Source organism: Streptomyces sp. ALI-76-A (assembly GCF_030287445.1).
Taxonomy (GTDB): Bacteria; Actinomycetota; Actinomycetes; order Streptomycetales; family Streptomycetaceae; genus Streptomyces.
On the sequence record NZ_JASVWB010000002.1, the window covers coordinates 4920092 to 4933521 of the forward strand.

The window sequence follows — 13430 nt, forward strand, 5'->3', positions numbered from 1 at the left end:
GGCGGAACCCACGGTCCCGGCCACCCCGGTCGGGCTCACACCGGCACGTCCGCCGCCCGTACGTGGTCGAAGATCTCCTCGTCACGGTCCGCCCCGGTGAGCAGATACGCCTGGGCCTCGCCCACGTGGAAGTACATGCCGTGCAGCTCCAGCGCCCCGTCCCGCAGGGCCCGGGCCACCGACTCGTGGGCGCGCAGGTGCTCCAACTGCTGGAGCACGTTGGTCAGGCAGAGCTGCTCGACCGCGTCGGCGGGCGCCCGTCCGGACAACCGGACCCGTGGCCGGCTGCCGTCGGCCATGCGCTCCAGGCTGGGAAGCCCGTGCCGGAGCCACCGCTTGAGCGGGGTCCGGGCGCCCCCGGGGTCGGAGTTCAGCAGCGCCTGCATGGCCCCGCATCCGGAGTGCCCGCACACCGTGATGAAGCGCACCTTCAGCACGTCCACCGCGTACTCGATCGCGGCCGCCACCGAGTCGTCGCCGTTCTCCAGGCCGGGCAGCGGGACGAGGTTGCCGACGTTGCGCACCACGAAGAGGTCACCGGGACCGCTGGAGGTGATCATCGAGGTGACCAGCCGTGAGTCGGCGCAGGTGAGGAACAGCTGGGACGGCCGCTGCCCCTCGCGCGCCAGCCGGGCCAGCTCGCCCCGCACGAGCGGTGCGGTGTGGCGCTGGAAGGCGCTGATACCGCGTGCCAGTTCATGCCCGCTCGGCTCGGCGGGCGAGTTCCCTCCCTTCGCGTGTTGGTCGTGGACCGGTGCGGACCGCGGGCGGTCGCACTGGTGGTTGCGCCAGGGCGTCCAGGGGCGGCAGCGACAGCCGGCAGTACGCGTCGCCGGCTCGGCGCCGTCTTCCCCGGTGGGGTGCTCGGCCGCGCTTCCGGGCTCGCCGATGCGGACTCCGGCGCGGCGGCCGGTCACGTCGACGGAGCCGCCCCGCGCGGTGTGCGCCTTCTGCCAGTCCTGCAGTGACTCGTACGCCGCGTGGTCCATGAACGACCCGTCCAACTCCACCACGACGTGGGTGCCTTGGGGTACGAGATGCAGGGTCCGACTGAGCCGGGGCACCGCGAGGAACGTCAACTGGCCTCTCACCTTTACGTGATGGACTCCTTCCCTCTCGTCGTGCGTGATGCGGGTGCGGGTGAGGCGGTGCAGGGCGACGGCGACGGCCGCGGCGATGCCGAGCGTCACGCCCTGCAGGACGCCGAGGAGGACCACGCCGAGGGTGGTGACGGCGTAGACCAGTACTTCGCGGTGGCGCGTCACCGTGCGGATGTGGTGCAGGGACACCATCTGGATGCCGACGGCCATCACCAGGGCGGCGAGCGAGGCGAGCGGGATGAGCTCCAGGATCGGGACCATCAGCAGCGCGGCGACTACTACGAGAACGCCGTGCAACATCGTCGAGTTCCGGCTGACGGCACCCGCTTGCACATTCGCCGAACTGCGCACGGCGACCCCCGCGACGGGCAGTCCGCCGAGCGAGCCGGAGACGATGTTGGCGGCGCCCTGACCGAGGAGCTCGCGGTCCAGCTCGGAGCGTCCGACATCGGCGGGCAGACCGGGGCGGCCGGCCACCAGCTTGTCCACGGCGACCGCGCCGAGCAGCGACTGCACGCTGCACACCAGCGTGGTGGTGAGCACGGCCGCGAACAGCCCGAGTACCGGGCCCTCGGGAAGTCCGGCCAGGGCGTGGCTGCCCCAGGACGGCAGGTCGACCTTGGGCAGGGTCAGCCCGGCGAGGGCGGCGGCGCCGGTGGCACCGGCGACGGCGACGAGCGCGGCGGGGACCTTGCGCAGCAGACGACCCGTCCGGCCGGGAATCCGCGGCCAGAGCAGCAGCAGCGTCAGCGTCAGCGCGCTCACCGACAAGGCGGCCGGGTGCAGGCCCGCCAACTGCGCGGGCAGCGCTCGGAGGTTGTCCAGGACGGCGCTCTGCGGGGTGCCGCCGAGGACGATGTGCAGCTGGGCGACGGCGATGGTGACACCGATGCCGGCGAGCATGCCGTGCACGATGGCGGGGCTCACGGCGAGGGCGTTGCGGGCCACGCGCAGGCAGCCCAGGCCTAGTTGGGCGAGGCCGGCCAGGACGGTGATGGCGCAGGTCGTCCGCCAGCCGTAGCGGTGGATGAGATCGGCGGTGACGACGGTGAGTCCGGCGGCGGGACCGCTGACCTGGAGCGGGCAACCACCGAGCCGTCCGACGACGATCCCGCCGACGGCGGCGGCGACCAGGCCGGCCTGGAGGGGCGCGCCGGTGGCGAGGGCGATGCCGAGGGACAGGGGGAGGGCGATCAGGAAGACCGCGATGCAGGCCGACACGTCGGCGCCCGCGACGCGGAAGCGGCGGCGGGGGGTCTGCGGCGGGCTGGGGGACTGGTGGAGGCTCTTGGGCCGACTCGATTCGGTGGCGCGGGTAGGGACGCAGGCTGACATGTTCCCGTCTCCTCCGGGGCGGCGCGGTCGCGGATTGCGGCCGTGGGTCACGGCGTACAGCGGCGGGATGGATCAAGTCACGGATCAACTCTTGGTAAACGGATCGTAATTCAGAGTAAAGACCAAGCATGGACTTTACCGGCAAATGGGTCAATTAATCACTCCAGAGAGTGAAGTGCACTTTTTGTCGGCTTGTCGTATTAATTCCTTTTCTTGTCCATGCGACCTTGGCGGCGCATTCCCCCGCACACGCCCTCATCGGCGTCGGCCCGAGAGAAGGAAGAAGGTGGGCGGACATGGCCGCCACCCAGAGGATCACCGCGGGCACCGTGGTCGCCGCGGCCTGTGCCGCGTCGCTCGCCGGCTGCGCGCTCGGTACCGACGGTGCCAAGGCAGGGACGTCGGACCCGCAGAAGGTGAAGCCGGCCCAGGCGCCGCCCAAGAGCGTGGTCCGCATGATCGGAGACGGCTCCACCGCGTACACCGGGCCGCAGCCGCGCCTGCCCCGGCCCGAACGCCTCAAGCCCGGCCAGAAGCCCCCGCAGTTCGTGGTGTTCTCCTGGGACGGCGCAGGTGAGGACAGCCAGAAGCTGTTCTCCCACTTCCGCGAGGTCGCCCGGGCGAACAACGCGACGATGACGTACTTCCTGAGTGGCGTGTACATGCTGCCGGAGGACAAGCGCGACCTGTACCGGCCTCCGCAGCACTCCCCGGGCCGCTCGGACATCGGCTTCAACGACGACCAGGGCATCGCCGACACAGCGAAGCAGCTGCGCCTGGCGTGGCTGGAGGGAAACGAGATCGGCACCCACTTCAACGGTCACTTCTGCGGCAGCAACGGCGGGGTGGGCCAGTGGTCGGTGGAGGACTGGAAGGACGAGATCGCCCAGGCGAAGCAGTTCGTGAAGTCCTGGAAGACCAACACCGGGATGAAGAAGGCCCCTCCGCTGCCGTTCGACTACGACAAGGAGCTCGTGGGCGCCCGCACGCCCTGCCTGGAGGGCCGGAAGAACTTCATGAAGGCAGCCCGCGAACTGGGCTTCCGCTATGACACCAGCGGGGTCAACAACCAGGTGTGGCCGGAGAAGAGGCAAGGCTTGTGGGACCTGTCGATGCAGCTCGTGCCCTTCCCCGGGCATTCCTACGAGCAGCTGACCATGGACTACAACTTCATGGTCAACCAGTCCGGCACCACCACCCAGGGCAACCCCGCCAAGCACGACCAGTGGGGTGACGAGATGCGCGACGGCCTGCTCATGGGCTTCCGGCGGGCCTACGACGGCAACCGCGCCCCCTTGATCATCGGCAACCACTTCGAGTCCTGGAACGGCGGCACGTACATGCGGGCCGTCGAAGAGGTCATCGAGCGGGTCTGCAACAAGCCCGACGTGCGCTGTGTGTCCTTCCGGCAGCTCGCCGACTGGCTGGACGCCCAGAATCCGGCAACCCTGCACAAGCTGCGCGCCTTGGACGTCGGCGAGGCCCCGAAGCAGGGCTGGACGTCCTTCCTGGCGGGCCGCCCCGCCCCGGCCCCGAAGGGTGTTCCCGGGGCGCCGGCGGCCAAGCAGTAGGGGTGGTCGGGCCGTTGCCGAGGTGTGGCCGGGCGGTGGCTGTGGTGGGGCTGTGGCTCAGGTGTGGCCCGGCGATGGCTGCGGTCGGGCGGTGACCGCGGTCAGGCCGGGGCGCTGACGCTCTCGCCGAGCACGAACCCGGGGTCGACCTGCGCCGCCAGGTCGACCCCGGTCCGCTCGTTGCCCCAGGACTGGGCGTTCTTCAGGTGGAAGTGCACCATCTGGCGCGTATAGCGCTCCCAGTCACGCAGTGCGTACGTGGCGTCGGCGGTCGTCCGCAGCCGGTGCAGAGCACGGCGGTTGACGTCCTCCAGGAGCTCGAACCGGGGCGGGCGGCCCTTCTCCAGCGCGCGTACCCAGTCCGAGTGCCCGACCGTCACGAGCAGGTCGTCCCCGACCTCGGCGCGGAGGAAGTCGACGTCGTCCTGGCTCTGCACCTTGTTGCCGACGACCTTCAGGGTGACGCCGAAGTCGCGGGCGTACTCCTTGTATTGGCGGTAGACGGAGATCCCCTTCCGGGTCGGCTCGGCGACGAGGAACGTGATGTCGAAGCGGGTGAACATGCCGGAGGCGAAGGAGTCCGAGCCGGCCGTCATGTCGACCACGACATATTCGTCGGGGCCGTCCACCAGGTGGTTCAGGAACAGCTCCACCGCTCCCGTCTTGGAGTGGTAGCAGGCGACCCCCAGATCGGCTTCCGTGAAGGGGCCCGTGACCATCAAACGGACGGTGTCGCCGTCGAGTTCCACCGGGCGGGCGCACGCGTCGTAGACAGGGTTGTCCTCGCGCACCCCCAGCAGCCGGGAGCCCTCTCCGGGCGGGGTCGTCTTGATCATCGTCTCGGCGGAGGCGATACGCGGGTTCGACCCGCGCAGCCAGTCCTTGATCAGCGGCAGTCGCGCGCCCATGGCCGGCAGCGCCGCCGCTTCCGCCTCGTCCAGGCCGAGGGCCGGTCCCAGGTGCTGGTTGATGTCGGCGTCGACGGCCAGCACCGGCGCACCGGCGGCCGCGAGGTGACGGATGAGCAGGGAGGACAGGGTGGTCTTGCCGCTGCCGCCCTTCCCGACGAAAGCAATTTTCATGTTCACCAAGCGTAGTGGTGCCATGACCGCACGTGGCGGAGGTGCGTGAAGAAGACCACTCCTTCGTGGGGTGGGCGGCTCGGCTGCGTAGGGTCGTACTTATGAGTACGACAGGCGCGAACGCCGATCCGCTCGCGGCCCTGGGCACGCTGCCCGGAGTGGCCGAGTCCGTGGAATCCGTGCGCAAGTCCGTGGACCGGGTCTACGGCCACCGGGTCATGCGGCGTCGCAGTAACGCGATCACCTCCGAGGCGGCCCTGCGTGGCGCCCGCGGCTCCGCGGCGCTGTCCGGGGCGGACTGGGCGCTGGAGGAGGTGCGCCGGCGCACCGACTTCAGCGGAGACGACGAGGCGCGCGTCGTGGGCGCTGCCCTGCGGCTGACGGCCGAGGCGGGTCAGCTGCTGTCCATCTGGCGGCAGTCACCGCTGCGGGTGCTGGCCCGGCTGCACCTGGTGGCGGCGGCGGCCAAGGACGACGAGGTCGGACGCCCGCGTCAGGAGGGGGAGCCGGTCGACGAGCCGCTGATCGAGCTGGCGCTGCCGAGCGCGGCGGAGGTCTCCGGACGCCTCGAGGCCCTGGCCGGGCTGATCATCGCGGGCGGCTCGGCCCCCGCCCTGGTCACGGCCGCCGTCGTGCACGGTGAACTCCTCGCCCTACGGCCCTTCTCCTCCCACAACGGCCTGGTCGCGCGCGCGGCCGAACGCATCGTCCTGGTGGGCAGCGGGCTGGACCCCAAGTCCGTCTGCCCGGCCGAGGTGGGCCACGCCGACCTGAACCGCGCGGCCTACCTGGCGGCCCTCGACGGCTACGTCTCCGGCACCCCGGAGGGCATGGCCGCCTGGATCGCGCACTGCGGCCGGGCGATCGAGCTGGGCGCGCGCGAGTCGACGGCGGTGTGCGAGGCGCTGCAGCGCGGGGCGGCGTAGCCGGCGGCACAGCGTCACAGAGAAAGGCCCTCTTAGAAGAGGGCCTCTACAGGGGTTGCGGCGGTACGAGGACTCGTACCGCCGCTGGCATGTTCACCGGGGTACCAAGCGTCCTCGATGTGTGCCCATCAGGTCGGGAACTTTGCCCGTCACCTGGTGCGGCTGGCCCGTAATCGACGGGTCGACGTCGCGTGGGTGCCCGGTGTTCATGCTCGGTCCGTGGGGCCGTGTGCGTTGTTGAAGGTGATCCTCTCGGATGTCCTTGGTCTCGCGGGCCGTTAACTTCTTTGTACTCCAGAGCCGGAGCGAGCGAAAGCCCTGGCCGCACTTCTTTACTTTTGGGCCCAAACAGGCGTCAACCGGGCGCATGCCTGGTCAGGCCGGGGCCGCACGTCGGCGGTTCGCGTACCAGACGAGGCCCGCGGTGGCCGCCGCGGCGCCTATCGCCGCCATCGCGACGAGCGCCGGGCGGGGCGGTACGGAGAACGCGGGGAACCGCTGCTTGAGCCGGACCGGGCGGTGGAAATCGAGGATCGGCCACCCGCGCGCGAGTGCCTCGCGGCGCAGTGCGCGGTCCGGGTTCACCGCGTGCGGACTACCGACGGCCTCCAGCATCGGCAGGTCGGTCGCCGAGTCGCTGTAGGCGTAACAGCGGTCGAGGTCGTACCCCTCGGACTCGGCCAGCTCCTTGACCGCCTCGGCCTTCGTCGGGCCGTACGCGTAGTACTCCACCTCGCCGGTGAAGCAACCGTCGTCGCCCACCACCATGCGGGTCGCCACCACACGGTCCGCGCCGAGGAGTTCACCGATCGGCTCGACCACTTCGGCGCCCGACGTGGAGACGATCACGACGTCACGGCCGGCGGCGTGGTGCTCCTCGATGAGGGACGCGGCCTCGTCGTAGATGATCGGGTCGATGAGGTCGTGCAGGGTCTCCGCGACGATCTCCTTGACGTGCTGGACGTTCCAGCCGCGCACGAGTGCGGACAGGTACTCGCGGGTCCGCTCCATCTGGTCATGGTCCATGCCGCCCACGAGGAAGACGAACTGGGCGTAGGCGGTGCGCAAGGCGGCCCGGCGGTTGATCAGTCCACCTTGGTAGAACGACTTGCTGAAGGTGAGCGTGCTCGACTTCGCAATGACCGTCTTGTCCAGGTCAAAGAACGCCGCTGTGCGGGGCAAGGAGTGGTTTTCCACAACCCTGAGCATAGGCGCAGCCCATTCGGCGTAAGGTGGGCGCGTGGGTTTGCCTGGGAGGCCTCTCGGGTACACCATGGAAGTCACGGATCGTTCGCGACCGTGCTAACGCGGTCCGACTCCTCCCCCCCCGAGTCGGCCGTGAAGGCGACCCCCGCTCTCCCCCCCGGCGGGGGTCGTCGCATGTCCGGGTGGGTTTTCCTCTTCTTCGAGCGGCCCTGGGCCGGACCGAGGCGGCTGCGGCCGCCTCTTTCGCATGCCCATGATTCGTCACTCTGGGTAGTTGACGCGCTGCTCTCCGGAGGTCGCACAGCGGGTGGTGCAGGGCTCACCGGTATGGGTGATGGCGATATTCACAACCGCCGAGTTGTCCACTGTTTTCGACCAAGATCCACACGCTTTTCCGGATCCCTGCACCGTGATTCCAGCGCGTCCCGCTCGAGCCGAGTTCATGGCCGGTTCCGGTTAGGCGGGCGGGTTTGGCCGGTTCCTATCGGCCGTTCATGTGGAAGCCGCTTTCCGGTTCTTCACACGTCGGGGAATCGCGGGGCCGCAGGGGCTGCGTGAGTCAGGCGACTCGCGGGGCCGCTCGGGCCGCGTGGCAGAGGCGGATCTCGGAGCCCTCGGGCGCCGGAGACGCAAGGAGACGAAGGGGGATGGAGACCGTGGCCGCAGCCGTCACACACGATCCACCGCCCGCCGCCGGAGGGCGGCAGGGCAAACCGTTGATCATCACGGAGGACACCGACCTGCTCGACGACCTGCTGCGCCTGTGCGCGGCGGCCGGTGCCACACCGGAGGTCCACCACGGGGTGCCGGAGCACAGAGGGAGCTGGGAGTCCGCGCCCCTGGTCCTGGTCGGGGACGACGCCGTACGGCGGGTGCGCGGGGTCGCCCGCAGAAACGGAGTGGTGCTGGTCGGCCGTGACCAGGACGACTCGGGGGTCTGGCGGCGGGCCGTCGAGATCGGCGCCGACCATGTCCTGATGCTGCCCGACGGCGAGCAGTGGCTGGTCGACCGCATCGCCGACGTGGCCGAGGGCGTCGGCCGGCCCGCCCTCACCGTCGGGGTCATCGGTGGCCGGGGCGGGGCGGGAGCGTCCACGCTGGCGTGCGCCCTGGCCGTCACCTCCGCGCGGGAGGGACTGCGCACGCTGCTCGTGGACGCCGATCCGCTGGGCGGCGGACTCGACGTACTTCTCGGCGGTGAGACGGCCGAGGGGCTGCGCTGGCCGGCGTTCGCCGCCTCACGTGGGCGGGTCGGCGGCGGCGCGCTGGAGGAGTCGCTGCCCGAGCTGCACTCGCTGCGGGTGCTCAGCTGGGATCGCGGTGACTGCGTGGCCGTCCCGCCGCAGGCGGTCCGGGCGGTGCTCGCCGCGGCTCGCCGCCGGGGCGGCACGGTCGTCGTCGACCTGCCCCGCCGCATGGACAACGGGGTCGCCGAGGTACTCGCCCAGCTCGACGTGGGGCTCCTGGTGGTCCCCGCCGAACTGCGGGCCGTCGCGGCCGCCGGGAGGGTGGCGTCCGCCGTCGGCATGGTCCTGCGTGACCTCAGGGTGGTGGTACGCGGCCCGTACCCGCCCGGACTCGACGACCGCGAGGTGGCCCGGCTGCTCGGACTGCCGCTGGCCGGCGAGGTGCCCGTGGAGTCCGCGCTGCTGCGCCCGCACGGAGGCAGGACGCCCCCCGGCGCGGCCGGTCGCGGCCCGCTCGCCCGCTTCTGCCGGGAGTTCTGGGAGCGGACGCTGCTCGAAGCGGGGGCGGCGTGAGTACGGGACGAGGGTTCGCGGCCACGGCACAGGGTCCCCGGCAGCGGAGGTTTCCAGGGCGTTCAGGGTTCGCTGGTCCTGCCGGTCCTACTGAGCCTTACGGGTCTTCTACTGCGCTTCCTGAGCTTCCTGAGCTTCCTGAGCTCTTCGGGCTGGAGGAGGCCGGCGGGGCGGACGGCATCCCGGACGGCGGAACACCCGAGAGGTGGGTGTCCGGTGATGCGGCGGCCGCGCCGGCGACCGGTGCGGAGGTGACGCCCGGGCTGCTCGACGGAGTCCGGCGGTGGCTGGCCGAGAGCGGGGGCGAACCGACACCCGCGCGTGTGGCACAGGCGTTGCGCCACCAGGGACGTGTGCTCGGGGACGCCGAGGTCCTCGGCGCCGCCGAGCAGCTGCGGTCCGAGCTGATCGGCAGCGGACCGCTGGAACCACTGCTCGCCGACCCGTCGGTGACCGACGTACTGGTGTCCGCCCCGGACCGGGTCTGGGTGGACCGGGGCGGCGGACTGGAACTGACCGGCGTCCGCTTCCGGGACACCGCCGCCGTACGACGGCTCGCGCAGCGCTTGGCCGCGGTGGCCGGACGCCGGCTCGACGACGCCCGTCCCTGGGTCGACGCCCGGCTGCCCGACGGGACCCGGCTGCACGCGGTGCTGCCCCCGGTGGCCGTCGGCTGCACCTGTCTGTCCCTGCGGGTCGTATGGCCGCGCGCGTTCACGCTCGACGAACTGGTGACGGCGGGCACGGTGCCGCCGGGCGGGGACCGGGTGCTGCGCGCCCTGGTCGACGCGCGGCTGTCCTTCCTCATCAGCGGCGGCACGGGCAGCGGCAAGACGACGCTGCTGAGCGCCCTGCTGGGGCTCGTCGGGCAGGGCGAGCGGATCGTGCTCGCCGAGGACTCCGCGGAGCTCAGGCCGGACCATCCGCATGTCGTACGGCTGGAGAGCAGACCCGCCAACCAGGAGGGCGCCGGCCTGGTCACCCTCCAGGACCTGGTACGGCAGGCGCTGCGGATGCGGCCGGACCGGCTGGTCGTGGGTGAGGTGCGCGGGCCCGAGGTGGTCCATCTGCTGGCCGCGCTGAACACCGGTCATGAGGGCGGCTGCGGAACCGTGCACGCCAACGCGGCGGCCGACGTGCCGGCCCGGCTGGAGGCACTGGGTACGGCCGCGGGTCTCGACCGGGCCGCCCTGCACAGCCAGGTGGCGGCGGCCCTGTCGGTCGTGCTGCACCTGGTCCGCGACCGGGCCGGACGGCGTCGGATCGCCGAAGTGCACGTGCTGGAACGGGACCCGTCGGGGCTGGTGCGGACGGTGCCGGCGTTGCGGTGGGCCGAGGAGGCGTTCGCGTACGAGCGGGGATGGGAACGGCTGCGGGGGCTGCTGCGCACCGGGCCCTGCGAGGAGGGGCGGCGTGGTGACCGGAGTGGGTGAGGCGAGTACGGGAGCGGGGCGATGTGGGTGCGGACGAGGGAGGGGGCGGGTGGCGTGGTGAGCGGGGTTTGCGGGGTTTGCGGGGTTTGCGGGGTTTGCAGGGTTCGCGGGATGCCGACGGGAGGGGCGTGGTGATCGGGGTGGGTGAGATGTGGTGGAGGGCGGTCTGGTGAGCGGGGTGGGCGACATGTCGGTGGGGGCCGCTGTGCTGTGTGCCGGGACGGCTGTGTGGCTGTCGGGTGGGCGGCGATCCGGGGCGCGGCGGGCCCAGGTGCTGCTCGCCGGTGGTGCCGGTGGCGGAGCGGCGGAGACCGGACCGCCACCGTGGTGGCACCTGGTGGGTGAGTTGCGGCGGCTCCGTGAACGGCTGCGGGCCGAGTGGTGGTCGGCCGTCGCCGGGCTGGTGCTGGCGGTGCTGGGGGCCTCGGTGCTGCCGGTCGTCGCGGGGCTGGCCGGGGTGCCGTTGCTGCGACGGGTGCGGCTGGCCCGGGAGGCGAGGAATGCGCGGGAGCGCCGAGCGGACGCGGTGATCGCGCTGTGCGGGGTGCTCGCCGGTGAGGTGCGCTCGGGGCGCCAGCCGGGCGAGGCGATGCTGCGGGCCGCTCAGGACTCCGGCGGGCTCGGTGACGCACAGGCGGCGGTACTGGCGGCGGCCCGGTTCGGCGGTGACGTCCCCGGGGCGCTTGCCTCGGCAGCACGGCAGTCGGGCGCCGAGGGACTGCGCGGCCTCGCCGCGTGCTGGCGGGTGGCCGTGGACCAGGGCGCGGGCCTCGCGGCCGGACTCGACCGGCTCGAAGGGGCGTTGCGTGCCGAACGGGACCAACGGGCCGACCTTAGTGCCCAGCTGGCGGGCGCACGATCGACGGCGGTGATGCTGGCCGGGCTGCCCGTCCTGGGGCTCCTCCTGGGCACCGCTCTCGGCGCCGACCCGCTCCATGTGCTGTTGCACACCGGGCCCGGTCTGGGGTGCCTGTTGATCGGGGCCGCGCTGGAGGGCCTGGGGATGTGGTGGGCGACGCGGATCGTTCGGGGAGCGGAGGCGACGTGAGCGCGGAAGTTGTCCACAGGCTGGGGATGGTCGTGGGGGCGGTGCTCGCCCTCGGGTGGCTGGCGCGGTGGGCGGGGGCGGTGCGGCGCGAGCGGAGGGTGCGACGGCGGCTGGCCGTGTTGGTGGCCGCCGCGGAGCAGACCTCCGGCGGACCGCGGCTGGACGTGCGGGAGCTCGCGCGGCGGTGGCTGCCGGTGGCGTGCGTGGCCGGTGCCGCGTGGGCCCTGGCCGGCGGTGTCGGCGGTGCCGTGGCCGGGGCGGTCGTCGGGGTGGGGCTGTGGAGGTGGCGCCTTCGGCGGACAGCCGTCGGCGTGGGGACCGGCACGGCCGTCGACGTCCGGGAGGCGGCTCGGCAACTTCCGCTCGCCGCCGACCTGTTGGCGGCGTGCATCGCGGCGGGCGCCGGTCCGGTGGTCGCGGCGCAGGCCGTGGGTGAGGCCCTCGGCGGCCCGGTCGGGGAGGCGCTGGCGCGCGGCGCGGCGGAGGTACGGCTCGGGGGTGAACCGGGTGAGGCGTGGCGACGGCTCGCCGCGACACCGGGTGCGGGTGCGCTCGCGCGACTGCTGGAACGGGCCGACGTCTCCGGGCTGCCCGCGGCCGGACCGGTGGCCAGGCTCGCCGCGGACGCCCGCGCCGACTGGGCGCGTGCGGCGACGGCACGGGCACGGCGGGCGGCCGTGATGGTCACCGCGCCGGTGGGGCTGTGTTTCCTGCCCGCGTTCATCACGGTCGGCGTACTGCCCGTGGTGATCGGGCTGGCGGGCGGGGCGCTGGGAGGGGGTGGTGGATGACCGGACAGGAACGGTGACCGGCGGTCGGCGAGGGCGGCCAGCAGCGCGCAGCAAGTGGCAGCAAGCGCCAAGCGGCGAACGGCGAGCAGCGGGTGGCCGACGGCGGGCCGAAGCGGGTGTGTAGGAGCGGCAGCTGTGACGACAGCAGTGGCAGCGGTGCCCGCGGTGCCCGCGGTGCCCGCGGTGCCCGCGGTGACAGCAAGTGGCAAGTGATGACAGGTAGTCCACGGAGAGATCCACGGGGGTTGAGATGTGCAAGGTCGTACGAGCGCGGTTGCGTGGCCTGATGTGCGGGGCGCGCGGGGTGCGGAGGGACGCGGGAATGGTCACCTCCGAGTACGCGATGGGAATCGTCGCGGCGGTGGCGTTCGCCATGGTGCTCTACAAGGTGCTCTCCAGCGGCGAGGTCAGCGCGGAGTTGCAGGGCATCGTGAAGCGGGCGCTCCATGCGCAGATGTGAGCGGAGGGCGGACAGGTGGCCGGCGGGGAAGTCCCCCATGGGCTCGGACGCGGGGTTCGTCACGGCGGAGGCGGCTGTCGTGCTGCCCGTGCTGGTGATGTTCGCGATGGCGCTCGTGTGGGCGCTGTTGGTGGTGGCCGCGCACATCCAGTGCGTGGACGCGGCACGGGCCGGCGCTCGCGCGGCCGCCCGTCAGGATCCGGTCGACGCGGTCGTGGAGGTGGCCCGCGGGGCGGCACCGCGCGATGCGAAGGTCACGGTCGGCCGGGAGGGGGACCAGGTCCGGGTCACGGTCGTGGCGAGGCCACCGGTCCTGCACGGCCTGCCCTTCGAGGTGCGGGAGGACGCCGTGGCTTCGGTGGAGGAGACCGTGGGGGAGGGGAGGTGAGCGGCGGCTGTGCAACCCGCCTGCGGGAGGCCGCGCAGAGCGGGGACCGCGGTTCCGCCACCGTCTGGACCGTCACCACCATCGCCGTGCTGTGCGTGGTCTTCAGCGTGGTGCTGGCCCTGGGACAGGCCGTCGTGGCCCGGCACCGCGCCGCCGGCGGCGCGGACCTCGCGGCGCTCGCGGCGGCGGACCACTGGGCGGACGGCGGTACGGCGGCCTGCGCCCGGGCGGAGCGCGTGGCGCGGGCCCAGCGCGCGCGATTGGTGCGGTGCGTCCTCGTGGGCGAGATCTCGGATGTGACGGCGGTGTCGGGACAGGGGCCGTTCGCGG

The 13430-nt window shown here is 72.4% G+C and carries 11 protein-coding genes and 1 pseudogene; 9 read left to right on the plus strand and 3 right to left on the minus strand.

Translation table 11 applies throughout. The features are described 5' to 3' along the window. Nucleotides 1–35 precede the first annotated feature (35 nt). Nucleotides 36–2435, minus strand: coding sequence for a SulP family inorganic anion transporter (locus QQS16_RS23000; RefSeq protein WP_286063720.1), 2400 nt, complete (start codon nucleotides 2433–2435; stop codon nucleotides 36–38). Nucleotides 2436–2731: 296 nt separating this feature from the next. Here QQS16_RS23000 and QQS16_RS23005 point away from each other — a divergent pair, with 296 nt between their 5' ends. Further along, nucleotides 2732–4006: a polysaccharide deacetylase family protein gene (locus QQS16_RS23005; protein WP_286063721.1), complete on the plus strand. Its 1275-nt coding sequence runs from the start codon at nucleotides 2732–2734 to the stop codon at nucleotides 4004–4006. 101 nt (nucleotides 4007–4107) lie between these two features. Here QQS16_RS23005 and QQS16_RS23010 read toward each other — a convergent pair whose 3' ends face one another. Further along, entirely contained in the window at nucleotides 4108–5088 is a 981-nt protein-coding gene (locus QQS16_RS23010; RefSeq protein WP_286063722.1) for an ATP-binding protein, read from the minus strand. Nucleotides 5089–5189: 101 nt separating this feature from the next. On the opposite strand from QQS16_RS23010, the gene QQS16_RS23015 reads away from it, so the two are divergent. Further along, nucleotides 5190–6014 carry a Fic family protein gene (locus tag QQS16_RS23015; RefSeq protein ID WP_286063723.1) on the plus strand — a complete coding sequence of 275 codons (825 nt, stop codon included), beginning with the start codon at nucleotides 5190–5192 and terminating at the stop codon, nucleotides 6012–6014. Between the two features lie 375 nt (nucleotides 6015–6389). On the opposite strand, the gene QQS16_RS23020 is transcribed toward QQS16_RS23015, so the two are convergent. Further along, on the minus strand, nucleotides 6390–7223 hold the full coding sequence (locus tag QQS16_RS23020; protein WP_286063724.1) for an HAD family hydrolase: 834 nt from the start codon (nucleotides 7221–7223) through the stop codon (nucleotides 6390–6392). 644 nt (nucleotides 7224–7867) lie between these two features. Here QQS16_RS23020 and ssd point away from each other — a divergent pair. From ssd to QQS16_RS23055, 7 genes and pseudogenes are all read left to right on the plus strand, one after another. Further along, the gene (gene ssd, locus QQS16_RS23025) at nucleotides 7868–8980 is read left to right on the plus strand and encodes a septum site-determining protein Ssd (protein ID WP_286063725.1); all 1113 of its coding nucleotides are present in this window, start codon (nucleotides 7868–7870) and stop codon (nucleotides 8978–8980) included. Between the two features lie 209 nt (nucleotides 8981–9189). Then, nucleotides 9190–10413: a TadA family conjugal transfer-associated ATPase gene (locus QQS16_RS23030; protein ID WP_286063726.1), complete on the plus strand. Its 1224-nt coding sequence runs from the start codon at nucleotides 9190–9192 to the stop codon at nucleotides 10411–10413. A 187-nt stretch (nucleotides 10414–10600) separates the two neighbouring features. Next, complete coding sequence (locus tag QQS16_RS23035; protein WP_286066422.1) at nucleotides 10601–11461, plus strand: type II secretion system F family protein; 861 nt, start codon at nucleotides 10601–10603, stop codon at nucleotides 11459–11461. Further along, entirely contained in the window at nucleotides 11458–12252 is a 795-nt protein-coding gene (locus tag QQS16_RS23040) for a type II secretion system F family protein (protein WP_286063727.1), read from the plus strand. The genes QQS16_RS23035 and QQS16_RS23040 overlap by 4 nt, the downstream gene beginning before the upstream one ends. Nucleotides 12253–12502: 250 nt before the next feature. After that, nucleotides 12503–12712 (plus strand): DUF4244 domain-containing protein, encoded by a 210-nt coding sequence (locus QQS16_RS23045; RefSeq protein ID WP_286063728.1) that lies wholly within the window; start codon nucleotides 12503–12505, stop codon nucleotides 12710–12712. After that, the gene (locus tag QQS16_RS23050) at nucleotides 12699–13100 is read left to right on the plus strand and encodes a TadE family type IV pilus minor pilin (protein WP_502963832.1); all 402 of its coding nucleotides are present in this window, start codon (nucleotides 12699–12701) and stop codon (nucleotides 13098–13100) included. Before QQS16_RS23045 ends, QQS16_RS23050 begins: the two co-directional genes overlap by 14 nt. A 95-nt stretch (nucleotides 13101–13195) precedes the next feature. Continuing rightward, nucleotides 13196–13429 (plus strand): annotated as a pseudogene (locus tag QQS16_RS23055) (Rv3654c family TadE-like protein); the annotation flags it as partial. Between the last annotated feature and the right edge of the window lies 1 nt (nucleotide 13430).